We start from the raw sequence: 22,801 nt of genomic DNA on the forward strand, positions 1-22,801 counted from the left end.
CGAGGTTGGGGCTGTAGCCGAAGTCGGAGCCGTGATCGAGGCTCGGGTCGCCGGCGGGCGCCTGGAGAGTACACTCGGCCACGTCAGTTCAGTGCGCGTCCACCGGCGAAAGGGGCGAAACCGTGCTCGAGGTTCCACCGCTGGTCATCGGCGTCGTCCTCCTCCTCGTAAGGGGAGTGCTCGCCTTCACGTTCTTCCACGAATCGCTGCTCAAACTCAAGGATGTGCGCGCCTTCGCGAAGAACGACGGACTGCCGCTGCCGCTGGCCTGGTTCGTGCCGATCGCCGAGTTCGCCGCGGCCCTGTCCTTCACCACCGGCGTGCTCGCTCAGTTCGCGGGCATCGGCGTCGTCGTGCTCATGCTCATCACGATCTCGATGCAGAACTTCCGCTGGCACAGCAGGTACTGGGCGGCCGACAACGGCTGGGAGTACGACCTCTTCCTGCTCACCATGGCCGCAGTCATCGCGGTCTTCGGTCCCGGCCCGATCAGCATTCCCGGACTGCTCAGCCTCAGCTGACGAGGTTGAGCCGACGAGGTTGGGCGAACCAGGCTGGGCAGCAGGACCCTCAGTGCAGTTCGCCGGCCGCGTAGGCCGCCTGACCGGCATGCTGTGCGGCATCGTCGACGATCGAGACGAGGCGCACGCCGCGGGTGACCGGCGGTGTCCAGTTCTCGTCGATGACGACGCCGAAGTCCTCAGCCGACAGCGTGTTCGCATAGTCGATGAGAGCGGTCAGGGCGGCCGTGACGTAGTCGGTGAGCAGTCCCTGATCGTTGACGACGATCTCGGACGCCTGCTCGGGCGTGTGTCCGTAGCCGACCGTGTCGCCGATCGCGCCGAGGCCGAACCGCTCACGGTACTTCTCCCACACCTGCGGTTCACCCGAGAGCCCGGAGAGCTGGACGTCGACCTCCCGTCCGATGTGCCACAGCAGCCACGCGATCGAGTTCGGATGCGAACCCGGATGCGCGTTGAGCTGCTCCGGGGTGAGGTCCGGAAGACCCGTGACCGCGTCGATGGGACGGTGGGCGAAGTCGGCGAAGAGCTCGGTGATCGTCATGGCTCCCATTGTGCTCCTCGCACCCGCGGATTTCAGCCCCCGCCGCTGCCCACCTCGGTGTCCACGATTCGGAAGACCGCCTCGGCGAGGGAATAAACCAACCTCCGTTGCGGCTGTTGTGGGCACCATCGAACGTCAACGAAGGAGTCTCACATGAGTCGCGTCGTCATCCTCGGCGGACACGGGAAGGTCGCGCTGCTCGCGGCCCCGAAGCTCGCGGCGGCCGGGTTCGCCGTCGACTCAGTCATCCGCAACCCCGAGCAGGCCGCCGACATCGAAGCCGCCGACGCCCATCCGGTGGTCCTCGACATCGAGACCGCGGACACCGACGCGCTCGCCGAGGTGTTCGCCGGAGCCGATGCCATCGTCTTCTCCGCCGGTGCCGGGGGCGGGAGCCCGGAGCGGACCAAGGCCGTCGACCTCGAGGCCGCCAAGCGAGCCGTCGACGCCGCCGAACAGGCCGGCGTCAAACGCTTCGTCATGGTCTCGTATGCGACGGTGGGCATCGACCTCGACCGCATCGACCCGTCGAACTCGTTCTACCCCTACGTCGAGGCCAAGCACGGCGCGGACGCCTACCTGCGCAATAGCGACCTCGACTACACGATCCTCGGACCCGGACACCTCACCCTCGATCCCTCGAACGCGCTGGTGACGATCGCCGACGAGCGCGGCGACATCGAAGGCCGCACCCCCGGCGACGGTCAGGGCGTGACCTCGCGCGAACTCGTCGCCGACGTCATCACCTACGTCATCGTCAACGACGCCGCCGTGCGGGAGACGGTGAACTTCTACGACGGGTCCGTGCCCCTCGCCGAGGCGATCGGCTGAACCTGCGGCCGCCTCGGCGAGGGTGCGGTGGGGTCGGTCGACGGGCGGCGGGTTCGGGGCTCAGTCGAGTCGATTCCACAGATGGTGGGTCAGCCCGCTGGCGGTGCCCACCGTCTCGAGTGAGAAGCGGTCCGTCAGCGTCTCCGGGTTCTCCCACAGCCGCACCCCGGTGCCGAGGACGATGGGCACCGTGACGGTGTGCATGAAGTCGACGAGTCCCGCGGCGAGGAATTCCTTGACCGAGGTCGGGCCGCCGCCGAGGCGGACGTCGAGTCCGTCTGCGGCGGCCTTCGCCTGCGTGAGCGCCTCGAGCGGATCGGCGTCGATGAAGTGGAAGACCGTGCCGTTGGGGAACTCCATTGGCGGACGGGGGTGGTGAGTGAGGATGAAGCACGGGGTCGCGAACGGCGGCTCCTCGCCCCACCAGCCCCGCCAGCCGTCCTCGGGCCACGGCCCGGTCTGCGGACCGAACTTCTTCCGCCCCATGATCTCGGCCCCGATGCCCTGACCCCACATCGCGAAGAGCGCACGGTCGACGGTCACCGGGTCGGCCGGGGCGCCGTGGACACCTGAGATGACGCGACCGTCGAAGTAGGAGAAGAGGGCTCTGGCTCCGCCGATGGGCTCGTCGAAGGTCACATGGTCCCCGGCCGCGTAGCCGTCGAGGGAGACGAAGAGGTTGTGGACTCGCGTGCGTGCCATGGCTGCTCCTGCCGGTTGCCGAGTGCGGGTGGATCCAGAGTAGGATGAAGCACTTGCAGAGTGCAATCACCTGAGGGAGGAAATGTGGCCAGGGAACCGCGTTCGGGCTGTGCGATCAACGCCGCCGTCGAGGTGCTCGGCGATGCGTGGAGCCTCATCGTGCTCCGTGACATCGTCTTCGGCAACCGCCGGCACTTCCGTGAGCTGCTCGTCGGCAACGACGAGGGCATCGCCTCGAACATCCTCGCTGATCGCCTGAAGAAACTGGTGGACGAAGGGCTCCTGACCAAGGCGGAGGCGGTCCGCGGTCAGAAGGCGAAATACTCGCTCACCGAGTCGGGGATCCAGACCCTGCCGGTCATGGTTGCACTCGGAACCTGGGGGATGACCCACCGCGAGACCTCACCGGAGCTGACGATCCGATCCAGACTCATGACCGAAGACCCCCAGCTCGTCTCCGGCCTCATGGAGGAGCTGAGGGAGACTCACCTCGGCGTTCCGCGTCCCGATCCGGATTCACCGCGCGCTTCGGAACGGCTGCAGGCCGCCTTCGACGCGGAGATCGCCGGAAGCTGAGCCGGTCGTCGAACTTGGTTGCGGCCGGCGCCGATGATCGGGGATTGCCGCGCGGAGGTCGCTGGGACGATTCTGTTGTCTGATCCTTCGAGGTGTGATTCCATGGAATAAGCAGTTGCAATATGCAATCGCTTAATCCCAGTACTGATCCCGAAGGAACGATCATGTTCAGCGGACTCATGGCCGGCATCACCGTCGGCAGCGAGGAGGAAGCGACAGAATGGCATTCCAGTCTCTTCGCGCCCATTCTCCCGATCACCGTTCCGGACGGGAACCAGGTGGTGTTTTTCAGTGAGTGAGTTCGCAGACGATCAGGGCGCACCTGTGACCGCGACGATCAGCCTCGGTGCTGATATCGAGCACCCGGTCTCGACAGTGTGGACTGCCTTCGCCGAAGCAGATCAGCGTGTGCAGTGGGGAGTCCCCGAAGGGGAGGAGATGGTCTGTGACATCGACGAATTCCGCCCCGGTGGATCGATCCGCGCCCGTTGCGGGGCGCCTGGAGCATTGGAGTTCGCATCGACTGGGCAGTACTGCGCTGTCATGCCGGAGCGTCACATCGTGACCACTGAGACTCTCACAAGAGACGATGAGATCCTCTCGACCGCCATCATCACCTGGACCCTGACGGCCACCTCGACAGGCACCAGAGTCGAACTCGTCGACCAGGTCGTTTCCTTCGTCGGTCAGGGGATGATCGACGGCCACCGGAACGGCCACGACATCTGCCTGCGACAGCTCGGCGAATTCCTCAGTTCGTGAGATCCGCAGCCCACGGAATATCGGCGCCGGTACGGCCGACGGTGATCCCGGCCAACGTCGACGCCCTGTCGCCCAATGACGTCAGTTCCGCAGTGCCGAGGTCGGACAACGCTGACGTCGCGGCATGCAGATCGTGGATGAGGGAGACCATGAACGTGTCCCCGGCCCCGATCGTATCCACGACGTCGACCCGAGCCGAAGCCACCGTCGCCCGCGCCGAGGCGGTCGCCAGGACTGCGCCCTCACCTCCGCGAGTCATCGCCACCAGGTCCGGACCAAGGCCGAGCAGACGATCGACCTGCGCTTCTTCAGCGAGGTCGGGGTAGAGCCACTCGGCATCGACATCGCTGAGCTTGACGACGTCGACGCGTGCGGCGAGGTCCTCGAATCGGGCCAGTGCCGCCGTCTGCTCGCCGATGATCGTCGGGCGGATGTTCGGGTCGAACGTCACCAGTCGCGTCGACGGGTGACGGTTGTCGAGCAGGGCGTCGATCGTCGCGGCGCCCGGCTGGAGGAAGGCTGCGATCGATCCGATGTGGATCGCCTCCCACGGTTCGCCTGTGACCGGTGCCGGATCAGGAGCCCACCGCAGGTGGAAGTCGTATTCAGCCGAGCCGTCGGCAGAGAGGACCGCGCGCGCCGTCGACGTGGCTCCTCGCGGCGTCGCATGGACGGTGACGTTCGAGGCGCGCAGGTGGGCCAGCAGGAAGCCGCCGTGGAAGTCATCGCCGACATCGGTGAGCAGAGCGACATCATCGCCGAGGCGGCCGAGCCCGAGCGCGACATTCGCCGGCGCTCCGCCGGGAGCGTATCTGTCCGAGGTGCCAGGAAGAGTGACGATGTCGATGAGCGCTTCGCCGATGACGAGGATGGTCATCCGTCCATTGTATTCACCCAGGTGAACGCTGGTCTCTGCGGCATGAATCGGAGATCGATCGAAGATCGGGGTGATCTGCGTCTCACTCGTGTCAGTGCCCCGTGGCACCGTATGTTCATGGACAACGACACTGTGAGAACAGACATCAGAGAGATCACCAGAAAGACCGCTGAGACCGATTTCAGGCCCCGAGCGGGCGAATGCCTCGTCTGCTACGTTCACCGGCAACTCGGAGTGCACGGCTGCGACGATACCCATCGTTTCGCTGAGAGCTTCCGGGACCAGACGGCACCGCGGGCGACCGCGCTCATCCCACGACTGAGAGGATTCGGCGCGCGCCGGTGCGACTGTGAGCTGCTGCGTGAGGTCTATACCTACGCGCCGAGACCACTCCTGGCTCGCGGCACCGTCGCCGGGACGGTTGGGGCTCGGTTGGGCACCGATGACCTCTTCGACATCGGGGTGCTGAGGAAGGTGAGGGAGTACGAACCCGGCGGCGAATACTGGCGCGAACGGGTCTATGAGGACATCACCCGGTTCGGAAACGCGTGGTCGTACAGGCACGGAGGCGAGTACGGCTGCAGCGACGAGAGTGGGTTCGCCAGTGAGCATAATCTGGTCGCCGGAGAGGGAGCCTACACCGAGCACCAATGGGAGAGTGTCCGCCGGTACGCCGACGCACACTCAGTCGATGTCCCACGCGTGGGTGAATACTCAGCGCCGCACTGGGACGACGGTGGCTTCGGTGGGACCGAATCGGCGGAGTACCCGTATCACTCGAACGGGTATCGACGACACGAGCTCGAGGACCCTGCGGACCCGTTTGGCCCAGGGTTCCGGATTCGGCGTGTCGAGCAGGCGGAGGAGATCTATCTCTGCTGTCAGTATGTTCGTCGAGGCTCCACCCAGCCATGCGGCAACTGGCAGCGCGGCAGACGTCGTCCTCGATGGACCCCGCCGGTTCCGCCATGGGGAATGGAGTCACCGGGATGGAGAATCGAGTCGCCGGAGGAACCTGGACTGCGCGCTCCGTTCTGAGAGTTCTCAGCGCTGAGCAGTCCGGCAGAATGGAGGGATGACTCTGCCGCTCTTCCTCGACTGCGACCCCGGTATCGACGATGCGATCGCTCTGGCCTACCTGCTGTGCCAGGACGACGTCGATGTCGTCGGAATCGCCGCCTCGGGAGGCAATGTCGCCACCGCGCAGGTCGTCGTCAACACACTCGGATGGCTCGAGCTCGCCGGTCGTTCCGACATTCCGGTCCATCCGGGTCACCCCCTGCCGCTGGCCCGGCATGGCGATGACGTACCCGTGACGGCGACAGAGATGGCGGACATCGAATACGCGGACCTCACCCACGGGCAGACCGGCACCGGCTACGCGACCCTGCCGACGCCGACTGTTTCAGCGAGCGCCACCTCGGCGGCACAGGCCTGGGTCGATGCCGCCCGCGCCCACCCGGGCGAACTCATCGGCGTCGTCATCGGACCCTCGACGAATCTCGCGCTCGCCCTCGACATCGAACCGAGACTCCCGCACCTGCTGCGTCGGCTCTTCATCATGGGCGGGGCGTTCAACTACCGCGGCAACACACATCCGACGACCGAATGGAACGTCACCTTCGACCCGGAGTCGACCGCCCGAGTCCTCACCGCCTGGGACCGGGCACGCCACGAGCAGCCCGACCTCGAATATCCTGTCATCGCCCCGATCGAAGCCACCGAGGCCGTGGCGATGACCCCGGAGCGCCTCAGCGCCATCCGGGATTCCGCAACCGGGGAAGCCTGGACGCCGGTGCTCGATCAGCTCGCCGAAGCGCTGCGGTTCTACTTCGAATTCCACGACTGGGACGGACTCGGCTACCTCGCCCACATCCACGACCCCTTCGTCCTCGCGTGCGCCCTCGCCTGGGCACGCAACCCCGACCAGCCGGCGGGAGAACTGCCGTGGGCGCAGACCGCGACGGCACCGGTCGACGTCGAACTCACCGGTACACTCACACGAGGCGAAACCGTCGCCGACTGGCTGGGACGGTGGGGGAAGGAACCCAACGCCGAGATCATCCGCACGATCGACGCCGACTCCTTCCTCGACCACCTCGGCGCCACCCTGACGAAAGGACCACACCATGAGCAAAGACCTGAGAACACGTAGCCTCTCTGGGCAGGGGCCAGCCGCACCGACTGGTCCCGGACAAACCCGCATCCCCGCCCTCGCGCTCACCCTCACCCTCCTCGGCACGCTCGTCATCATCACGACCTACCTCGCCGTCCTCCTCACCCAACCGGCCAACCTCGGCATCGATCTCGGCCACACCACTTTGTGGGTCATGGTCGGTTACCTCGTCGGCGGCGGCCTCCTCGCGGCAGGAACCTTGCCGCTCATTCCCCGCAGCGTCCTCGCGCTCATCCCTGTCGCGATCGCCCTCAACATCGTCATCGGCCAGATCGTCGGCACGATGACCACGATCCCGCTCTACCTCGACTCCATCGGCACGGTGATGATCGGCGTCCTCGCCGGTCCTGCCGCGGGAGCCTTCACCGGGATCCTCTCGAACCTCATCTGGGGTGTCACCCTCAACCCCAGCGTCATCGCCTTCACCACCGGAGCCGCCTTCATCGGTGCGGCCGCCGGGTGGGCCGCCCGCCTCGGCGCCTTCCGCACCCCGTGGTTCGCCGTCCTCGCCGGCGCGATTGCCGGTGTGCCCACCGCTGCTCTCGCCGCCCCGGTCGCCGCGTACGTCTTCGGCGGCGGGCTCGGCATGGGCACCGGGAGCGTCGTCGCGATCCTCCAGGCCACCGGCCAGCAGATGCTCGCCGCGACCCTCACCCAGAGCCTCATCTCCGATGTCCTCGACAAGGCGATCATCTTCGCCCTCGCCTACGTCATCGTCCGCTCCCTGCCCAGGCGGATCCTCGACCGGTATCCCTTCACGGCGCACAGCCTCGCAAAGCGTGCCCGCACCGCTGACCGGCGCTGAATGAGTCCGTCGGTTCTGACCGAGACGGAATCCCGGCGCTGGCACCCGGCCACCGAGATCATCGTCCTCGGATGCGCGCTCGTGCTCGTGTTCGGGATTCCGTCCCCAGTCGTCCCTCTCCTGGTCCTCGCAGGGTCCACCGTCGCGGCCATGGCGTCCCCGAGCGTGAAGGTCGCCACGTGGGCCGCGACCGTCGTCGTCCTCTGCGTGCCGATGCTCATCGTCGTCGGCCTCGTCCAAGGCCTGTTCTACCCGGGGGACGACGTCCATGTGCTCTGGCAGGCAGGACCCGTGCGGTTGAGCATCGAAGGGCTCGCGATAGCCGTCCAATTGTGGCTGCGGGCAACGGCGCTCGTCGCCCTGTGCGCCGTCATCGGCCTAGGCAATGATGCGGCCAGACTCTTCGACGGTCTCATCACCCTGCGCTTTCCTGCCTCGATTGCCTACGTGTGCGCGTCCTCGCTCAGCCTCATCCCCCTCGTCAGCACTCGGGTCCGTGAGGTCCTCGAGGCCCGTGCCGCCCGCGGCTGGGCGACCGACCGCTGGTCGGTGCGCCTCCGCCTGCTGCCCGGCATCGTCACCGGAGTCTTCACCTCCCTTCTCGTCACTGTCGACCAACGACACGAGGTCCTCGAGCAGCGCGGCTTCGCCGCCTCCGACCATTCCGTGTCCCTCCAGGATCATTCCGACAGTCGGTGGCAGCGCCTCCTTCGCCGAGGCGGGCCAGCACTCACCCTCGTCCTCATCGTCCTTTCCGTGCTCGGACTGCTGCCTCTGCCCGGTGCCGAAGACATGCTCGGAGGGCTGCGATGAGAGTGCTCGATCTTAAGTCAGTCGACGTCACCTACCGCGGAACTGAGCAACCCGCGCTCACCGGTCTCGACCTCCGACTCGACTCCGGGCAGATGCATGCGGTCCTCGGTCCACAGAACTCCGGAACGTCGACACTGTGCCGACTGGCCGTCGGGCTGCTCGCCGACCGGGGCACGGTCCACGGCGAGGCGCACGCTGTCGAGGACGCCGTCATGCTCGGTGACGACCCCGAGGCGCAGCTGAGCGGGATGGCCAGCCGAGTCGGTGACGAGGTCCAGCTGCCGAGCCGCCTGCGCGGACGTGACCCGGCGACAGCACGGGACGCCGCGATGCAGGCGCTGGAGTCGCTCGGTGCGGCCGCGCTGTGGGAGCGTCGCCTCGAGACGCTCTCGGGAGGGCAGAGGCAACTCGTGGCTCTCGCCGGACTGCTCGCCCTCGACCCGGCACTCCTCGTCCTCGACCAGCCTGGACTCTCCCTCGACCCTGTGATGCGGGGCGGCCTCGTCGCTGCTTTGCAGGACTACGCCGCCAATGGGGGTACCGTGCTTCTCACCGGCCACCAGTTCGACGAAGTGGCCGCTGCCTGCGGGGCGATCAGCGTCCTCGGCAACGGCCGCATCGTGACGACGCTCGACATGGCAGAACTGACTCCACAGGCGCTGGCCTCCCACGGCGTCTGGAGCGCTCTGCCCACGATCGCACCGGCCGGTGAGTCGAAGGATCCAGAGCGGATCGAGGCGGAGCCGGCTGAGTCCGCGCAGGCGACGCCAGAGCCGGACGAGACAGATACGGCAGTGGCAGCACCGGCTGGATCGGAGACGGCCAGCCGGCGTGTGCTGTCGATCCGCGAACTTCGAGTCGAGCGCGGCGGCAGGGCGGTGCTCGACGGTCTCGACCTCGACATCCGTCCGGGCGAGTTCGTCGCCCTCATGGGTGCCAACGGCGCAGGCAAGTCGACGCTGCTCACGGCCCTGCTCGGCCTCCTCGAACCGGGAGCCGCGGTCACGGGCACGATGACGGTGCACCGCCTCGGCGAGGACATCGCTCTCACGGGGCTGCCGACGCACCGGAGGGCCGCTCATCTCGGCTGGGTCCGTCAGGACCCGGGAACCCAGCTCTCGACTGCCACCGTGCGCGATGAGCTCCTGCGGGCGGCACCGCTGCCGCGGCATCGACGCCGCAACCGGGCGGCGGTTCGCGCGCAGCGGGAGTCGACGGTCGCCTCGGCGCTGGAGGCCACCGGACTCGCTTCCGTTGCCGGGACTCACCCCTTCGACCTGGGCACCGCCCGTCGGAAGGACGTCGTCATCGCGTCCTCGCTCGTGGCTTCTCCACCGATTATGCTCCTCGACGAGCCCACTCAGGGCAGGGATGATGGGGACATGCACAGGCTCACCGGTTTCATCACCGACTTCCTCCGTGGGGGCGGCTCTGTGCTCGCAGCGACCCACGACGAACGGTGGGCGGGAACAGCCCACCGGGTCGTTCGCCTTGATGCGGGCAGACTCACCGAGCGACGGATCGGGGCATGAGCGTGGCGGTGCCGGGCATGGGCATGGCGGTGACGCCGTGAGAGCACATGGCCCCGTGACGTTCTTCGGAGCGTGGGCGCTCCACGATCTCGAAGAGATCGGCGCCTTTCCCGCGACGACGCACCGCTTGGCCGAGGAGACGGGAGCGGACTGGCTGCGCACCTCCGGACGGCAGTCGGCGGTGGCGATCGGGCTCATGGGGGTCGTAGTCGGGGTTGCCTGCGTGCGGGGAGCGGTGACCAACGGCCGCTCGCGCTTCTATCGCCGAACGCTCGCCGGGCTCGACCTGCACGTGTGGTCGCATGTGGCTGCCTCGGTGGTGCTGAGGCGGTACACGGCAGGAGTCCTCACCGCGGTCCCCGTCATGCTTCCCGGCGCATCAGTGGCCAAGCGTGAACTGGCGGCTTCCGGTCACGCCCTGACGCGAGCCGACCGGGCGGTGGGGGCACCGATGATGGTGATCGCGGCGCTCGCCTGCCATGGTGTGACCAGAGCTCTGGTGCGGGAGCGAGCGGTGCCGGAGTGACAGGGGAGGCGGGCGGGAAAGCCAGAGTGCCTGGGTCAGGAGCCGCCGTCAGCAGTCGACGGGCTCAGTAGTCGAAGGACGAGTCGGTGTCGAGCGAGCCGGGGCCGCGGAACTTCTGCAGGTGGATGTGGCGGGCGAAGCGGATGACCGGGCGGATGAGCATCTCGATGCTGCCGAGGACGAAGAGGCAGGTGCCGGCGAACATGAGTTCGTCGGAGAAGAACATGAAGCTGCCGATGAGGAACCACAGGCCGATGAGGACATCGTTGACGATGCTGATCATCTGATAGCGCTGACGGATGACGATCTCGTCGTGTCCGATGTGCATGACGAGATCATGTTCCTGCGTGGTCACGCATTCCTCCGGGGGTGAGGCGAAAAAGGCCAGGACGATCCTATTCGGCCCCGACCGGCTGATGCCAACGAGATCCGCCCGACTCACGGAGCTCGCACCTGATTCTCGGCGGTCACGCGGGTCGTTGAGACCGGACTGATCGATGGGACGTCGATGTCAGGACCGTCGACTAGTCTCGGCGGAAAGGCACACAGCCTGGGGCGCCCGGTCGACGGGCGCACCGTCTGCAGGCCCACCCGAGACGATCTCGATGAGGAGACACCATGAGCCGTTCCGTGCAGATCACCTTCGACAGTCACGACCCGATCCTGCTCGCCAGATTCTGGGCTGAGACGCTCGGCTACGTCGTCCCCGGTCCGCCGGGAGTGACCCTCGGCGAGGACGACGACCCCTTCGACGCGTGGCGGGACTTCCTCTCCTCCCTCGGCGTCGAGATGCGACCCGAGGACATGAGGGCGGCCATCGAGGATCCTGCCGGCCGCGGACCGCGAGTGTTCTTCCAGACGGTGCCGGAAGGCAAGACCGTGAAGAACCGGGTCCACCTCGACGTCCGTGCCGCCCCCGGGCTCCAGGGCGACGACCGGATGAACGCCCTCGAAGCCGAATGCACCCGCCTCGTCGCGTTGGGCGCGACCCGGCTCGAACGCTTCGAACCGAGCCCGCCGATGGAGACCGGCTTCATCGTCATGGCCGACCCCGAAGGCAACGAATTCTGCCTCGACTGACACCGGCAGGACGCGGCCGCCGACCAGCGCCGCCGACGCATTCTGAGAGACCCCGTCCCCAGAACAGCGGCATTGCTACCGTGGCAGGTATGAACACCGCCTCGCCCGCACCGTTCGCCGCCGTCGTCGCCCTCACCTTCAGCCTCACCCTGGCAGGCTGCACCGGAGGAAGTGAGGACGCCCCACCGTCGCAGACATCCGGCGACCCGGTTCCCACGCAGTCCGACGACACCTCCTCAGGTCAGTCCTCGCCCGCACCCTCAGCGAACACCACCGGCCTGCCCGAAGACGCCGACCTCAGCAGGAACTCGCCCCGGGTCACCCCAGATGAGGCGATCGCCACCGCGCAGAAGGCGGCCGGTGACGGAACACTCCACGCGATCGAACTCGACTACGACCGACGCGACGGCGCGTGGCAGTACGAAGTGAAGATCCTCAAGGACCGAACCGACTTCGACATCGACGTCGATGCGGAGACCGGGAAGATCGTCAAGAACGAGAAGGACACGACGAACGACACCGAGAAGGCCATCGACCTCAAGTCGCCGATGATCTACGGCGAGGCGTTCGACCTCGCCTCCGATCAGGGCAAGGGACGCCTCACCGGGTGGAAGCTCGAATCCGACGACGATCGCACCGAGTACCAGTTCGACTTCGACGACAACGGCACCGAGACCGAAGTGAGCGTCGACGTCGACTCCAAGCGCGTCACCGTGGACGGCTGAACCGTCATCCGTCGTAGTCTGGTGCCATGCGCGCACCCACCGGTCGACTCGAAGTGATCACCGGCCCGATGTTCTCGGGCAAGTCCGAAGAGCTCATGCGCCGCGTCCGGCGCGCCCGCATCGCCGGGATCAATGCGCTCGTCATCAGCCACGCCCTCGACACCCGGGCCGAGCTCTTCGCCGTGACCTCCCACATCGGCGTCACCGTCCCCGCCGTTCCCGTCCCGGACGTCACCGCCCTCGCCGAGGCGGCCCGCAGAGAGGACTTCGACCTCATCGCCATCGACGAGGCCCAGTTCTTCGGCCCCGACCTCATCCCCGTCGTCGACGACCTCCTCAGCCGCGGCATCGACGTCATCGTCGAAGGACTGTGCGTGACGTTCGACGGCACGCCCTTCGAACCGCTGCCGAGCTTCATGGCCGTCGCCGAAGACGTCACGAAACTCACCGCCGTCTGCACGATCTGCGGTCGCGACGCCGTCTTCCACGAACGCCTCTCCGCCGATGCGGTCGGCGCAGCCACCGACATCGATGCCAGCCACATCGGCGGCCTCGACTCCTATGTCGCCCGCTGCCGAGAGCACTTCGGAACCGGTACTGAGGGGAACTGACGCCGACGGGGATGACTCAGTCGGTCGAGACGATGTCCGCCCACACCTCACGCCAGATCTCCGCGAGCGCGGGAATGTTGTAGTGCGCGTTGAGTCCGCTCGGCTGCGGCACAACCCGCAGGGAGACGTCCTCGGGCCAGCCCGGAATGAGCGAGGCGTCCTGCACGCCGAGTGTTGCCTTCGGCTGCGAGAACGCGATCCGGAACGACGTGATCCCGGCGATCGCCACCGCCTTCGGGCGGATCTCCGACAGCCGCTCGACGAGCCGCGCCCCACCGGCACGCAGCTCTTCGGCGCGGAGTTCGTCCGCGCGAGCGGTCGCCCGCCCGACGAGATTGGTGATCCCGATGCCCCGGGAGAGCAGATGCTCCTCATCGGCGGCAGAGAGCCCGAGAGAGGCATCGACGAGATGATCGGTCAGCCCGGCCTGGTGCAGCGAGGGCCAGAACCTGTTGCCCGGACGGGCGAACGGGGCATTGACCGCCGCCGTCCACAGTCCCGGATTGATGCCGACGATGAGCAGGGAGAGCTCCCCGGGTCGGGCGGGCAGCACGTCGTCGATCGCGTCGGGACCGTCTGTGGCGAACCGGGCGAGATCGTCTTTCGTCGGTTTCCTCCCCGCCAAGGGCGACGGTCTGCGGGACCTGCGATTTTCCTCGGACACGTCGACCAGACTACCGTCGAAGCACGACGAATCGAACGGACCAGACCATGAGCCACGTGCACACCCGACCGGGTGCCGGCGAATCCCCGCCCTTCCACTTCGAGACGGCCTGGCGCGTCGCCGAGGCGGTCGAACCGGTCTGGGAGGTCCTCTCCGCAATCGACGACTGGCCCCGGTGGTGGCCGGGGATCGCCGAGACTCATGCCCTCGATGGGATGCTCGTGGAAGGGTCCCGCGCCGACATCGTCGTGCGCAGCCCGGTGGGCCTCACCTTGACCTTGCGACTGCGCATCGAGCGCATCGCCCCGCCTCGGCAGGTCGTGCTCGACTGCGACGGCGATCTGCGGGGCCGCGGTGTGTGGACACTCGACAGTTCGGGTCCGCTCACCGTCATCGACGCCGTGTGGTGCGTGACGACGAAACGCCTCCTGCCACGGCTGGTGCGCCCCCTCTCCGCAGGACTGCACTCCGCGGTCATGCGTTCAGGAGAACGCGGTCTCCGCAGCCGACTGAGCGCACTCACCTGAGCTCGAACCGCGGGCACGCGACCCCGAACCGCAGGCGCTCGTTCCCGCACCGCACCCGACTTCGCACCGCGGGTGCCGCACGGTCACCGGTGGTCGGCAGGCGGCAGCGCGTGCGTGATGAGGCCAGTGAGGAAGTCTTCGACGGTGTCGAGTGCCCGAGTGCTGCCCTCGGCCCGGCACACCCCGACCGCGCCCTCGAACGAGCACACGGTGAGAGCGGCGATCCCCTCGGCGTCGTCGTTGTCGACACCCGCCTCGACGAGGCTTACCCGCAGCGCCCTCTCCCAGCGGGAGAAGGACTCCTTCGCGGCGTCGACGGCACCCTGCGTCGATCCGGAGCGCGACTCCGTCACCGCGACCGAGAACACCGGGCACCCGGCTTCGAACTCGCTGTCGATGAGCATCGTGCGCGTGACCGCAAGCAGACTGCGCAGACCGTCGACGGGCCCGTCCTGCAGAGCCGCTTCGAGCATCGTCGAGATCGACTCGCCCGCATACTCGACGGCTTCACGGGCGAGCTGCGGCTTGCCCTCGGGGAAGTAATGGTAGGTCGACCCCAACGGAGTGTCGGCATGACGGGCGAGTTCGCGCACACTCGTGCGCGCCAGTCCGCCCCGGGCGAGCATGTCCGCGGCTCCGGCGACGATCCGCTCGCGGGGGTTGTTCGGCATGGCGCCTCCTCGATCAGAGTTGCCATCGATCATAGTTCGCGCTATGTCGACTGTCATAGAAGGTGATCGTGATTTCAGAGACGATGAAGTCAGCGGGGGCCATTGGGGTCGTCTCTGGTCAGGGCTGCTGGTCGTCAGCCGCGGCCGCAGTCCACGCCTCGATCCCGCCCGCCAATGACCGTAGGCGCACCCCAGCCGGGGCACCGGGCGCCGCCGCCTCGAGAGCCGTGGCCGAACGGACCCCTGACCGGCAGTGAAGGACGATGTCTGCGGCACCGCCGACCGCCTCGGCGAGGGCAGGCCATCCGGAGGCGACGATCGCGGCCAGCGGCACGTGCACAGAGCCGGGAATGCTCACGATCTGCCGCTCCCACGACTCGCGGACGTCGACGATGACGGCCCCACCGCTGCCGTCCCGCACCTCGGCGACAGTCGCCTCGGCCACCGGGGGAGCAGCGGTCACGGCGGGTGCCGCACAGGCCGCAGTCACCTCGGCGAGGTCCGTGACGGCCCTTCGGTCCGGGTCGGCGGAGAAGCGCAGGGTCGTGAACGCCGTGGTCAGCACATCACAGCGGAGGAGGCGGCCGATGAGCGGCTCGCCGATGCCGCAGATGAGCTTGATCGCCTCGGCGGCCATCGTCGACCCGACGAGGCCGCAGAGGACCCCGAGCACCCCGCCCTCGGCGCAGCTCGGCACCGAATCAGCGTCCGGGATGTCGGGGAAGAGGTCGCGCAGCATCGGCCCGTGCCCGGGCACGAACGTGCTCACCTGACCCTCGAAGCGGAAGATCGTGCCCCAGACGAGCGGTGTGTCGGTGAGTTCGGCGGCATCGTTCGACAGGTACCGGGTCGCGAAGTTGTCCGCACCGTCGATGACGAGGTCGTGGGCGGCGAAGAGACTCAGGGCATTGTCCGGGGTGAGCCGGTCGTCGATTGCCTCCACTGACAGGTGCGGGTCGAGACGGACGAGGGCATCCCTGGCCGATTCGACCTTCGGCCGACCGACGTCGGCATCCCGGTGGAGGATCTGGCGCTGGAGATTCGAGGTCTCCACCCGGTCGTCGTCGATGACGCTGATGTGGCCGATGCCCGCCGCCCCGAGGTACTGGAGCACCGGTGCTCCGAGCCCGCCGGCACCGATGACGAGGACCCGGGCCCCGCGCAGGCGCCGCTGCCCGATCTCCCCGACCTCGGGCAGGCTGAGGTGCCGGGCATAGCGGGTCACCTCCTCCCGGGAGAGCTGCGCGACGGGCTCGACGAGAGGGGCGAGGACCGGGGCGCCGCTCACGGTCCCATCACCAGGTTCTCCACCGAGTCGATCAGGCCCGTCTCCGGCGACGAGGCGAGGGCGAGGGGACGCTTGGGGATGCGGCCGGCCGAGGCGGCCAGGCGTCCTGCGTCGACGGCCAGGGCCATCGCCCGGGCCATCGCCGGTGCGTCGTGGGCGCGGGTGACCGCGGAGGCGAGCAGCACCGCCGTGCACCCGAGCTCCATCGCCAGCGCCGCGTCCGAGGCCGTGCCGATGCCCGCGTCGAGGATGACGGGCACCTGCGCGCGGGAGACGATCGTTTCGATGTTGTGGGGGTTGAGGATGCCCAGTCCCGAACCGATCGGGGCACCCGCGGGCATGACCGCCGCGACTCCGGCGTCCTCGAGCCGTTTCGCCAGCGCCGGGTCGTCGTTCGTGTAGGCGAAGACCTCGAAGCCGTCGAGGACGAGTTCCTCGGCGGCGCGGAAGAGCTCGACAGGGTCCGGCAGCAGTGTGTCCTCGTCGGCGATGACCTCGAGTTTGACCCACGAGGTCTCGAGCGCCTCCCTGGCCAGCTGTGCGGTGAGTACGGCGTCGCGGGCCGTGTAGCATCCGGCGGTGTTGGGCAGGGCCCGGATGTGCAGCCGCTGAAGCAGGGCGAAGACCGAGTCCCGGGCTTCGGCGTCGAAGCGGCGGATCGCGACCGTCGTCAGCTCTGTCGCCGAGGCGGTGAGTGCGTCTTCGAGGATGGTCAGGGTGCTCGCCCCACCAGTGCCCATGACGAGGTGGGAGTCGAAGGTCGTGCCGTCGATCGTCCAGCTCATCTCAGCCTCCCTGCACTGCGGTGACGAGGTCGACGGTGTGCCCGCCTTCGATCGTGAAGTCGGCCCAGAGTCCGCGGCGGACGACTTCGCCGTCGATGGCCAGTGCCACACCGAGGCGGCCGCCGTCGGCCGGGGTGCCGTCGGGTGTCAGCTGTCGACCGGTGACGTCTTCGACGAGCGCGCGGGCGGTGGTGCCCGCTTCGAGTTCCCGGCTCTCGCCGTTGAGGGTGATGATCATGGTGTCTTCCTTGCAGTGGTGGGTCGGTGGAGCAGTCCGCAGTGGTGGTCGATGTCAGTGTGCAGGCGCCGGCTCGCGCTCGAACCGTTCGGGGGAAAGACTCTCGAGAGCACCCGGTGGCAGCCATTCGGAGTCGGTGTCGAGGACGAGGTCGGCGCCGAGTCTCGCGCCCAGCGGTGCGAGGAGGACTCCGTGTCGGAAGTATCCGGTGGAGACGACGCAGCCGGGATCGGTGCGCCCGATGATCGGCAGGTCATCGGGGGACCCGGGACGGGCGCGGGCGGTGATCTCCGTGATCTCTGCGCGCAGCAGTCCGGGCACAAGGCGTTCGGCGTCGTGGAGGAGCCGGTGGACGCCTTCGGCGAGGACACCGGGGCGACCGTCCTCGCGTGAGGTGGCCCCGAGGACGAGTTCCCCGTCGGGTCGGGGCACGATGTAGACGGGTCGGCCGGCGACGAGTCCGCGGATCGTGCGGGTGAGCAGCGGCGGCGACTGGGGGTCGCTGCGGAGGCGGATGATGTCGCCGTGGACGGCGCGCAGCGGCAGCAGGGGCGCCTCGGCGATCGCGTTGCCCGCCTCCCCGGCGGCGATGACGACCTGGTCGCCGGTGAGCAGGCTCCCGTCGGACAGGCCCACCCCGGTGGTCCGACCCGCGGTGCGCACGATCTCTATGGCCTCCATGCGCACGACGCGCTCGGCGAGCAGACCGAGCAGGGCAGCGGTCACCCTGCGGGGGTCGATCGCATGGTCGCCGGGGATCCGCACGGCACCGCACACACCCGGCGCCAGCGCCGGTTCGAGAGCACGGGCCTGGGACCCGGTGAGAAGTTCGACCGCGGAACCCGCCCGGATCTGCAGGCTGCGGAGCTCGCGCAGAGTGGTGAGGTCGGCACGGTCGCCGGCGCACACGAGGGTCTCCGCCGCAGTCTCGCCGAGGTCGTCGCCGGAGGCGGCGGCCAACCGGGCTGAGAAGTCGGGGTAGAGCGCGGCCGAGGCGCGCATGAGCGGGAAGAGCGGGGACTGGCCCCAGGCGATCTCTGCAGCTGGGGCGATCATTCCCGCCGCCGCGTACGTCGCTCCCTCACCCGGCTGCGGGTCGACGACCGTGACCGCGGCTCCCCGGGACTCGAGCTCCCACGCCGTGGCCAGGCCGATGATCCCGGCCCCGATGACGATGACGTGCATGCGATTCTCCCTCCGGCGGCATGACCCGCATCAGGTGTGACGGTCGGCACGAAGCCCTCTCAGCCTCCCATGCGAGGCTCCCGCGAACTCCTCTACTCTAGGAGCATGGTTCCCGCGATGACAACGTCCACCGCAGAGCGAGACATCACCCGCGCACAGCGGCAGCGAGCGCTCGCCGACTCCCGCCTCTACCTGTGCACCGACGCCCGCAGGAGACAGGGGGATCTGCCGGAGTTCCTCGACGCCGCCTACGCGGGAGGCGTCGACATCATCCAGCTGCGGGACAAAGCCCTCGAAGCCCGCGAGGAGATCGCCGCCCTCGAGGTCCTCAGGGACGCGGCCCGGCGTCACGGAAGGCTCTTCTCCGTCAACGACCGCGCCGATGTCGCCCTCCTCGTCGGCGCCGACGTCTTCCACGTCGGGCAGGATGACCTCACGAGCGCCCAGGCCCGCCGTGTCCTCGGACCCGACGTCCTCCTCGGCCGCTCCACGCACTCGGTCGACCAGGCGCTCGCCGCCGAGGCGGACCCGGAGATCGACTACTTCTGCCTCGGCCCCGTGTGGGAGACCCCGACGAAACCGGGCCGGCCTGCCGTCGGCCTCGAACCGCTGACGACCATCGCCGGCACCGTGACCACCCCGTGGTTCGCGATCGGCGGGATCGCCTCCGGGCAGCGCCTCGACGCCGTCCGGCAGGCGGGAGCCGAGCGCATCGTCGTCGTCCGTGCCCTCACCGAGGCGGCCGACCCTGCCGCAGCCGCCGCGCAGCTGCGCGGCGAACTCACCCGCAGTCAGGCAGGTGCACTGTGAGGATCCTCATCGCCGGCGCCGGCGCCACCGGCGGAGCTTTCGGCACCCGTCTGGTCGAAGCCGGTCGCGACGTCACCTTCCTCGTCCGCGGCGAACGTGCCGAGGCGCTGCGCGCCTCCGGTCTGCGCTTCATCGGCCCTGACGAGGACCGGACGAACCCGGTGGTCGTGGTCACCGCCGAGGAGCTCGCCGCGACTTCCGAGCTTGCCGACCTCATCCTGCTGGCCGTCAAAGCCGGGGGACTCGAGTCGATCATCGACGACCTGCGGCCCGCGGTGGGTCCGAACACGCTCATCATCCCGTTCCTCAACGGGATGGCCCATATCGACCGGCTGCGCGAGGAGTTCCCGGACCAGGTGCTCGGCGGGCTCGTCAAGATCGTCGGCACGATGCGCGGATACGACGTCGTGCAGATGACGGATCTGGCGACGATGACGATCGGTCGCCTCGGCGGGGGAGAGGTGCCGGCCGCCATCGTCGAGGCCCTCGACGTTCCCGGCTTCCGCCTCCAGGTCATCGACTCCGTCGACGATGCGCTGTGGGAGAAATGGGTGTTCATCGCCGCGGCCGGAGTCGTCACCTGCCTCTTCCGCGCCCCTGTCGGAGCGATCATGGCCGCCGGAGGCGAACCCCACGTCGTGGCGATCATCGACGAACTCGAAGCCGTGGCGATGCGGGCAGGACACCCCGTCTCCGCCCGCGCCCGCGCGGCCACCCTGTCGATGCTCACCGCGGAGGGCTCGTCGTTCACCTCGTCCCTCTACCGTGACGTCACGGCGGGACTGCCGAACGAGACCGAGCACATCCTCGGCCACCTCGCGGCCACGGCGGCCGGACTCGGGGTGGCGACGCCGCTGCTCGACCTCACTCTCGTACAGCTGCGAGCAGGCGAGATCGACCGATCGGACTGACCGGCTCGGCGGCACCGTGGTCGTCCGCGGAACCCGCCGCGGACCGGTCGGGCTGCGTCCCAGCCGACCGGCCTGCCCGCCTTCCGCGCAGACGGCGGACGGCCTCGGCGAGGCCCGTGAGGACGAAGGCGATGCCGACGCCGAGGACGACGCCCCACAGCGGCTGGTCGCGGAACATCGCCCCGCCGAGGAGGCCGATCCCGGCCGCGTAGACCGACCAGGCGAGGCAGCCGATGAAGTCCACGGCGAGGAACCGGCCGAGCGGATAGCGGAGCATGCCCGAGGCGATGGTCGTGGCGGTGCGCCCGCCGGGGATGAACCGTCCGGCGACGAGCATCGCCCCACCGCGCTCACCGAACATCGCCTGCGTCGCGTCGAGGAGACGGCGCAGGCGGGCCGAGCGCACCCACCGATCGGTGACCCGGCTGCCCCCGCGGCCCACACAGTGGGCGGCGAGGTCGCCGAGGAGCGCTCCGAGAGCGGCCGCTGCGATGATGCCCGCCGCATGCGGACTGCCCGTGACCGCATACGCGGCCGCGGTGATGACGACGGTCTCCGAGGGAACGATCGGCACGAGCGAATCGAGACTCGCGACGAGTGCGATGAGGAGGTAGAGCCACGGGGATTCGAGCGTCTGGCGGATGAGGTCGAGAGCGAAGTCCATGTCTCACCACCGTACGCACGCTCGGGCCGCAGCGATACGAGGACGCACCCACGACCGGAGGCGGATCTCCCGACGATGCACTGAGGGAAACCGGAACGAGCGCTGCGGTCAGGCCCCTGCTCGGCCCGGTGCCGCGTTGCTACGATCGAGCCATGCCCTGGCCTGCGACGATTCCCCGCGAACCGCGCATGTTCGCGCGCCGGTGGGTGCTTTCCGTGCTCGGCGTGCTGTGGGGCGGACTGCTGTGCCTGCCGCTCCTCCTCGTCTCCTGCCTTCCGCTCTCGACGCGGTTCTCCCGCCGGATCCTGGGCTGGGAGCGGAGCCGGCAGCAGCGGTGCTTCGGAATCGTCCTCACCGGGTGCGCACCCCGGCGGGGGCCGGTGGCGCTCACCGGGCTTCTCGCGCTGGCTGCCGTCATCCCCGTCCTCAACCTCCTCACCGGCTTCGTCTTCGTCACCGTGGGTTCGCTCCTGCAGGGGCTGTTCGCCGGCGGGGGAGTGACGATCAGCTTCTCCCTGTGGACGATGAGCCAGCCGACGATCCTCGTCGGCGTCCTCTACGGGGCCGCGAACCTCATCGGGGCGGTCGTCCTCGCCGAGCTCGCGAACTGGCTCCACGGTCGCATCGACGCCTCCGTCGCCGTCGTCTCCCGCCCGAACGCCCGACACAGCCGGATCTCCGAACTCCTCACGACCAGGCGCGGCGTCGTCGTCGCCATCGACGACGAGCGCAGACGCATCGAACGCGACCTCCACGACGGGGTGCAGCAGAACGTCGTCTCCCTCTCCGTCCTCATCGCCCGCGCCCAGCGCGCCACCGACCCGGACAAGGTCTCAGCCCTCCTGAACTCCGCGCTCGTCCAGTCCCAGGACCTCATCGACGAGATGCGCGAGGTCGCATGGCGGGTCTATCCGACCGCCCTCGACGACCAGGGGCTCGGCTCCGTCCTCAACCGCATCGCCGATCACTGCCCCGTCCCGGTGAGGATCCTCGAGCTCCCGGACCGGCGCCTGCCGCAGGCCGTGGAGTCCGCAGCGTACTTCTTCGTCCGTGAAGCCGTGACGAACGTCGTCAAGCACGCGGGCGCCCAGTCCATCACCATCCGCGTCCATGATGGTACGGATGGTCTCCTCGCCGAGGTGGTCGACGACGGTCGCGGAGGTGCCGATCCTACTGGGTCGGGTCTTCAGGGGCTGGCCCGCCGGGTCAACGCCCTCGACGGGCAGCTGAGCATCGAGACTGCGACGATGAAGGGAACGACAGTGAGAGCGGAGATCCCCTATGAGTGAGCCGACCACGGGCGATTCGGTAGTGGAGACCGGGAGACTGCGCGTCGTCCTCGCCGATGACGCGGTGCTGCTGCGCGAAGGCGTGCGCAGCCTGCTCGAGGATGAGGGCATCGAGGTCGTGGCCTCGGTCGACGACGGCGTCCAGCTGCTCGCCGCCGTCGACGCGCTCACCCCGCAGCTGGCGATCGTCGACGTCCGCATGCCGCCGACCCATACGACCGAAGGGCTCGAAGCGGCACTGGAGATCAAACGCCGGCACCCCGACATCGGCGTCCTCGTGCTCAGCCAGTACGTGCTGCGCGAATACGCCACCGAACTCCTCAGCTCCGAGATCGTCGGGGTGGGCTACCTGCTGAAGAACCGGGTGACCGACATCGACCGGTTCCTCGACTCCGTGATGCGCATCGCGGTCGGCGGCACCGTCATCGACCCCGAGGTCGTCCGCCAGCTGCTGCGCTCCTCGGAGCAGGCCTCGTCGCTCTCGGCGCTCACCCCGCGGGAGAACGACGTCCTCGAAGCGATGGCCGAAGGACTGTCGAACAGGGGGATCGCCGAACGCCTCTTCGTGTCCGTCAGCTCCGTCGAGAAGGCGATCAGCGCGATCTTCGACAAGCTCGGACTCGAGGCGGGGGAGACGACGAGCCGCCGGGTCGCGGCGGTCCTGCGCTACCTCGACCGCGGCTGAGAC

Annotated in this window: 30 protein-coding genes and 1 riboswitch; of the genes, 19 read left to right on the plus strand and 11 right to left on the minus strand. The window is 68.5% G+C overall.

Features of this window, described 5'->3' with window-relative positions:
* Positions 1-122: 122 nt before the first annotated feature.
* The gene (locus AAHA49_RS01340) at positions 123-521 is read left to right on the plus strand and encodes a DoxX family protein (protein WP_342036912.1); all 399 of its coding nucleotides are present in this window, start codon (positions 123-125) and stop codon (positions 519-521) included.
* A 49-nt stretch (positions 522-570) separates the two neighbouring features.
* Here AAHA49_RS01340 and AAHA49_RS01345 read toward each other — a convergent pair whose 3' ends face one another.
* Positions 571-1,065 carry a mycothiol transferase gene (locus AAHA49_RS01345; RefSeq protein WP_342036913.1) on the minus strand — a complete coding sequence of 165 codons (495 nt, stop codon included), beginning with the start codon at positions 1,063-1,065 and terminating at the stop codon, positions 571-573.
* 153 nt (positions 1,066-1,218) lie between these two features.
* On the opposite strand from AAHA49_RS01345, the gene AAHA49_RS01350 reads away from it, so the two are divergent.
* Positions 1,219-1,896 carry an NAD(P)H-binding protein gene (locus AAHA49_RS01350; protein WP_342036914.1) on the plus strand — a complete coding sequence of 226 codons (678 nt, stop codon included), beginning with the start codon at positions 1,219-1,221 and terminating at the stop codon, positions 1,894-1,896.
* Positions 1,897-1,956: 60 nt separating this feature from the next.
* On the opposite strand, the gene AAHA49_RS01355 is transcribed toward AAHA49_RS01350, so the two are convergent.
* Complete coding sequence (locus tag AAHA49_RS01355; protein WP_339393695.1) at positions 1,957-2,598, minus strand: dihydrofolate reductase family protein; 642 nt, start codon at positions 2,596-2,598, stop codon at positions 1,957-1,959.
* 84 nt (positions 2,599-2,682) lie between these two features.
* Between AAHA49_RS01355 and AAHA49_RS01360 the strand changes: the two genes are divergently transcribed.
* From AAHA49_RS01360 to AAHA49_RS01370, 3 genes are all read left to right on the plus strand, one after another.
* Entirely contained in the window at positions 2,683-3,174 is a 492-nt protein-coding gene (locus AAHA49_RS01360) for a winged helix-turn-helix transcriptional regulator (RefSeq protein WP_339393694.1), read from the plus strand.
* Positions 3,175-3,338: 164 nt separating this feature from the next.
* Positions 3,339-3,473: a hypothetical protein gene (locus tag AAHA49_RS01365; protein WP_339393693.1), complete on the plus strand. Its 135-nt coding sequence runs from the start codon at positions 3,339-3,341 to the stop codon at positions 3,471-3,473.
* A 25-nt stretch (positions 3,474-3,498) separates the two neighbouring features.
* Positions 3,499-3,936 (plus strand): SRPBCC domain-containing protein, encoded by a 438-nt coding sequence (locus tag AAHA49_RS01370; RefSeq protein ID WP_342037029.1) that lies wholly within the window; start codon positions 3,499-3,501, stop codon positions 3,934-3,936.
* Here the strand turns inward: AAHA49_RS01370 and AAHA49_RS01375 are convergent.
* Positions 3,926-4,813: a carbohydrate kinase family protein gene (locus AAHA49_RS01375; protein WP_342036915.1), complete on the minus strand. Its 888-nt coding sequence runs from the start codon at positions 4,811-4,813 to the stop codon at positions 3,926-3,928. The two genes, AAHA49_RS01370 and AAHA49_RS01375, sit on opposite strands and share 11 nt — an antisense overlap.
* Positions 4,814-4,930: 117 nt before the next feature.
* Here AAHA49_RS01375 and AAHA49_RS01380 point away from each other — a divergent pair, with 117 nt between their 5' ends.
* Genes AAHA49_RS01380 through AAHA49_RS01405 form a run of 6 tightly spaced genes read left to right on the plus strand, consistent with a single transcriptional unit; the run spans position 4,931 to position 10,665 of the window.
* Positions 4,931-5,851, plus strand: a complete 921-nt coding sequence (locus tag AAHA49_RS01380) for a DUF2695 domain-containing protein (protein WP_342036916.1) — start codon at positions 4,931-4,933, stop codon at positions 5,849-5,851.
* A 37-nt stretch (positions 5,852-5,888) separates the two neighbouring features.
* Entirely contained in the window at positions 5,889-6,968 is a 1,080-nt protein-coding gene (locus AAHA49_RS01385) for a nucleoside hydrolase (protein ID WP_342036917.1), read from the plus strand.
* Positions 6,943-7,794 carry a histidine kinase gene (locus AAHA49_RS01390; protein WP_342036918.1) on the plus strand — a complete coding sequence of 284 codons (852 nt, stop codon included), beginning with the start codon at positions 6,943-6,945 and terminating at the stop codon, positions 7,792-7,794. The genes AAHA49_RS01385 and AAHA49_RS01390 overlap by 26 nt, the downstream gene beginning before the upstream one ends.
* Positions 7,795-8,607, plus strand: coding sequence for an energy-coupling factor transporter transmembrane component T family protein (locus AAHA49_RS01395; RefSeq protein WP_342036919.1), 813 nt, complete (start codon positions 7,795-7,797; stop codon positions 8,605-8,607). It abuts the gene before it with no gap.
* Positions 8,604-10,139, plus strand: coding sequence for an ATP-binding cassette domain-containing protein (locus tag AAHA49_RS01400; protein ID WP_342036920.1), 1,536 nt, complete (start codon positions 8,604-8,606; stop codon positions 10,137-10,139). Before AAHA49_RS01395 ends, AAHA49_RS01400 begins: the two co-directional genes overlap by 4 nt.
* Before the next feature lie 37 nt (positions 10,140-10,176).
* Positions 10,177-10,665 carry an HXXEE domain-containing protein gene (locus AAHA49_RS01405; protein ID WP_342036921.1) on the plus strand — a complete coding sequence of 163 codons (489 nt, stop codon included), beginning with the start codon at positions 10,177-10,179 and terminating at the stop codon, positions 10,663-10,665.
* Positions 10,666-10,729: 64 nt separating this feature from the next.
* Here AAHA49_RS01405 and AAHA49_RS01410 read toward each other — a convergent pair whose 3' ends face one another.
* Positions 10,730-11,020, minus strand: a complete 291-nt coding sequence (locus AAHA49_RS01410; protein WP_339393684.1) for a YrhK family protein — start codon at positions 11,018-11,020, stop codon at positions 10,730-10,732.
* Positions 11,021-11,283: 263 nt separating this feature from the next.
* On the opposite strand from AAHA49_RS01410, the gene AAHA49_RS01415 reads away from it, so the two are divergent.
* The 3 genes from AAHA49_RS01415 to AAHA49_RS01425 all read left to right on the plus strand — a co-directional run bounded on the left by AAHA49_RS01415 (position 11,284) and on the right by AAHA49_RS01425 (position 13,081).
* Complete coding sequence (locus AAHA49_RS01415; RefSeq protein ID WP_342036922.1) at positions 11,284-11,745, plus strand: VOC family protein; 462 nt, start codon at positions 11,284-11,286, stop codon at positions 11,743-11,745.
* Between the two features lie 89 nt (positions 11,746-11,834).
* Positions 11,835-12,470 (plus strand): PepSY domain-containing protein, encoded by a 636-nt coding sequence (locus AAHA49_RS01420; RefSeq protein WP_342036923.1) that lies wholly within the window; start codon positions 11,835-11,837, stop codon positions 12,468-12,470.
* 26 nt (positions 12,471-12,496) lie between these two features.
* Entirely contained in the window at positions 12,497-13,081 is a 585-nt protein-coding gene (locus AAHA49_RS01425; protein ID WP_342036924.1) for a thymidine kinase, read from the plus strand.
* Between the two features lie 16 nt (positions 13,082-13,097).
* Here the strand turns inward: AAHA49_RS01425 and AAHA49_RS01430 are convergent, their stop codons facing one another.
* On the minus strand, positions 13,098-13,745 hold the full coding sequence (locus AAHA49_RS01430; RefSeq protein WP_342036925.1) for a mismatch-specific DNA-glycosylase: 648 nt from the start codon (positions 13,743-13,745) through the stop codon (positions 13,098-13,100).
* 47 nt (positions 13,746-13,792) lie between these two features.
* Here AAHA49_RS01430 and AAHA49_RS01435 point away from each other — a divergent pair, with 47 nt between their 5' ends.
* Positions 13,793-14,272 (plus strand): SRPBCC family protein, encoded by a 480-nt coding sequence (locus AAHA49_RS01435; protein WP_342036926.1) that lies wholly within the window; start codon positions 13,793-13,795, stop codon positions 14,270-14,272.
* Positions 14,273-14,355: 83 nt separating this feature from the next.
* Here AAHA49_RS01435 and AAHA49_RS01440 read toward each other — a convergent pair whose 3' ends face one another.
* The 5 genes from AAHA49_RS01440 to thiO form a co-directional block, all read right to left on the minus strand.
* Positions 14,356-14,943, minus strand: coding sequence for a TetR/AcrR family transcriptional regulator (locus tag AAHA49_RS01440; RefSeq protein ID WP_342036927.1), 588 nt, complete (start codon positions 14,941-14,943; stop codon positions 14,356-14,358).
* A gap of 118 nt (positions 14,944-15,061) precedes the next feature.
* Entirely contained in the window at positions 15,062-16,231 is a 1,170-nt protein-coding gene (gene moeB / locus AAHA49_RS01445; protein ID WP_342036928.1) for a molybdopterin-synthase adenylyltransferase MoeB, read from the minus strand.
* Entirely contained in the window at positions 16,228-17,016 is a 789-nt protein-coding gene (locus AAHA49_RS01450; RefSeq protein WP_342036929.1) for a thiazole synthase, read from the minus strand. Before AAHA49_RS01450 ends, moeB begins: the two co-directional genes overlap by 4 nt.
* Position 17,017: 1 nt before the next feature.
* Positions 17,018-17,254 carry a sulfur carrier protein ThiS gene (gene thiS / locus AAHA49_RS01455; protein WP_339393674.1) on the minus strand — a complete coding sequence of 79 codons (237 nt, stop codon included), beginning with the start codon at positions 17,252-17,254 and terminating at the stop codon, positions 17,018-17,020.
* A 54-nt stretch (positions 17,255-17,308) separates the two neighbouring features.
* Entirely contained in the window at positions 17,309-18,439 is a 1,131-nt protein-coding gene (gene thiO, locus AAHA49_RS01460) for a glycine oxidase ThiO (RefSeq protein WP_339393673.1), read from the minus strand.
* A riboswitch (TPP riboswitch) is annotated at positions 18,430-18,533 on the minus strand. It overlaps the preceding gene by 10 nt.
* A 23-nt stretch (positions 18,534-18,556) precedes the next feature.
* Between thiO and thiE the strand changes: the two genes are divergently transcribed.
* Positions 18,557-19,249: a thiamine phosphate synthase gene (gene thiE, locus AAHA49_RS01465; RefSeq protein ID WP_342036930.1), complete on the plus strand. Its 693-nt coding sequence runs from the start codon at positions 18,557-18,559 to the stop codon at positions 19,247-19,249.
* The gene (locus AAHA49_RS01470) at positions 19,246-20,160 is read left to right on the plus strand and encodes a ketopantoate reductase family protein (RefSeq protein WP_339393671.1); all 915 of its coding nucleotides are present in this window, start codon (positions 19,246-19,248) and stop codon (positions 20,158-20,160) included. The genes thiE and AAHA49_RS01470 overlap by 4 nt, the downstream gene beginning before the upstream one ends.
* Here AAHA49_RS01470 and AAHA49_RS01475 read toward each other — a convergent pair.
* Positions 20,114-20,824, minus strand: a complete 711-nt coding sequence (locus AAHA49_RS01475; RefSeq protein WP_339393670.1) for a DedA family protein — start codon at positions 20,822-20,824, stop codon at positions 20,114-20,116. The two genes, AAHA49_RS01470 and AAHA49_RS01475, sit on opposite strands and share 47 nt — an antisense overlap.
* Before the next feature lie 152 nt (positions 20,825-20,976).
* Between AAHA49_RS01475 and AAHA49_RS01480 the strand changes: the two genes are divergently transcribed.
* Together AAHA49_RS01480 and AAHA49_RS01485 are read left to right on the plus strand one after the other, a co-directional pair.
* On the plus strand, positions 20,977-22,113 hold the full coding sequence (locus AAHA49_RS01480) for a sensor histidine kinase (RefSeq protein ID WP_339393669.1): 1,137 nt from the start codon (positions 20,977-20,979) through the stop codon (positions 22,111-22,113).
* On the plus strand, positions 22,106-22,798 hold the full coding sequence (locus AAHA49_RS01485; protein ID WP_425286490.1) for a response regulator: 693 nt from the start codon (positions 22,106-22,108) through the stop codon (positions 22,796-22,798). Before AAHA49_RS01480 ends, AAHA49_RS01485 begins: the two co-directional genes overlap by 8 nt.
* The last annotated feature ends 3 nt before the right edge of the window (positions 22,799-22,801 follow it).

This window comes from Brevibacterium ammoniilyticum (genome assembly GCF_038429965.1).
GTDB classification, from domain to species: Bacteria; Actinomycetota; Actinomycetes; order Actinomycetales; family Brevibacteriaceae; genus Brevibacterium; species Brevibacterium ammoniilyticum.

Bases quoted from the DNA above. Each gene is read 5' to 3' on its own strand.
- AAHA49_RS01345 (WP_342036913.1), bottom strand. From the start codon at position 1,065: ATGACGATCACCGAGCTCTTCGCCGACTTCGCCCACCGTCCCATCGAC.
- AAHA49_RS01350 (WP_342036914.1), top strand. From the start codon at position 1,219: ATGAGTCGCGTCGTCATCCTCGGCGGACACGGGAAGGTCGCGCTGCTC.
- AAHA49_RS01355 (WP_339393695.1), bottom strand. From the start codon at position 2,598: ATGGCACGCACGCGAGTCCACAACCTCTTCGTCTCCCTCGACGGCTAC.
- AAHA49_RS01365 (WP_339393693.1), top strand. From the start codon at position 3,339: ATGTTCAGCGGACTCATGGCCGGCATCACCGTCGGCAGCGAGGAGGAA.
- AAHA49_RS01375 (WP_342036915.1), bottom strand. From the start codon at position 4,813: ATGACCATCCTCGTCATCGGCGAAGCGCTCATCGACATCGTCACTCTT.
- AAHA49_RS01380 (WP_342036916.1), top strand. From the start codon at position 4,931: ATGGACAACGACACTGTGAGAACAGACATCAGAGAGATCACCAGAAAG.
- AAHA49_RS01385 (WP_342036917.1), top strand. From the start codon at position 5,889: ATGACTCTGCCGCTCTTCCTCGACTGCGACCCCGGTATCGACGATGCG.
- AAHA49_RS01390 (WP_342036918.1), top strand. From the start codon at position 6,943: ATGAGCAAAGACCTGAGAACACGTAGCCTCTCTGGGCAGGGGCCAGCC.
- AAHA49_RS01395 (WP_342036919.1), top strand. From the start codon at position 7,795: ATGAGTCCGTCGGTTCTGACCGAGACGGAATCCCGGCGCTGGCACCCG.
- AAHA49_RS01400 (WP_342036920.1), top strand. From the start codon at position 8,604: ATGAGAGTGCTCGATCTTAAGTCAGTCGACGTCACCTACCGCGGAACT.
- AAHA49_RS01415 (WP_342036922.1), top strand. From the start codon at position 11,284: ATGAGCCGTTCCGTGCAGATCACCTTCGACAGTCACGACCCGATCCTG.
- AAHA49_RS01420 (WP_342036923.1), top strand. From the start codon at position 11,835: ATGAACACCGCCTCGCCCGCACCGTTCGCCGCCGTCGTCGCCCTCACC.
- AAHA49_RS01425 (WP_342036924.1), top strand. From the start codon at position 12,497: ATGCGCGCACCCACCGGTCGACTCGAAGTGATCACCGGCCCGATGTTC.
- AAHA49_RS01435 (WP_342036926.1), top strand. From the start codon at position 13,793: ATGAGCCACGTGCACACCCGACCGGGTGCCGGCGAATCCCCGCCCTTC.
- AAHA49_RS01440 (WP_342036927.1), bottom strand. From the start codon at position 14,943: ATGCCGAACAACCCCCGCGAGCGGATCGTCGCCGGAGCCGCGGACATG.
- AAHA49_RS01450 (WP_342036929.1), bottom strand. From the start codon at position 17,016: ATGAGCTGGACGATCGACGGCACGACCTTCGACTCCCACCTCGTCATG.
- thiS (WP_339393674.1), bottom strand. From the start codon at position 17,254: ATGATCATCACCCTCAACGGCGAGAGCCGGGAACTCGAAGCGGGCACC.
- thiO (WP_339393673.1), bottom strand. From the start codon at position 18,439: ATGCACGTCATCGTCATCGGGGCCGGGATCATCGGCCTGGCCACGGCG.
- thiE (WP_342036930.1), top strand. From the start codon at position 18,557: ATGACAACGTCCACCGCAGAGCGAGACATCACCCGCGCACAGCGGCAG.
- AAHA49_RS01475 (WP_339393670.1), bottom strand. From the start codon at position 20,824: ATGGACTTCGCTCTCGACCTCATCCGCCAGACGCTCGAATCCCCGTGG.
- AAHA49_RS01480 (WP_339393669.1), top strand. From the start codon at position 20,977: ATGCCCTGGCCTGCGACGATTCCCCGCGAACCGCGCATGTTCGCGCGC.
- AAHA49_RS01485 (WP_425286490.1), top strand. From the start codon at position 22,106: ATGAGTGAGCCGACCACGGGCGATTCGGTAGTGGAGACCGGGAGACTG.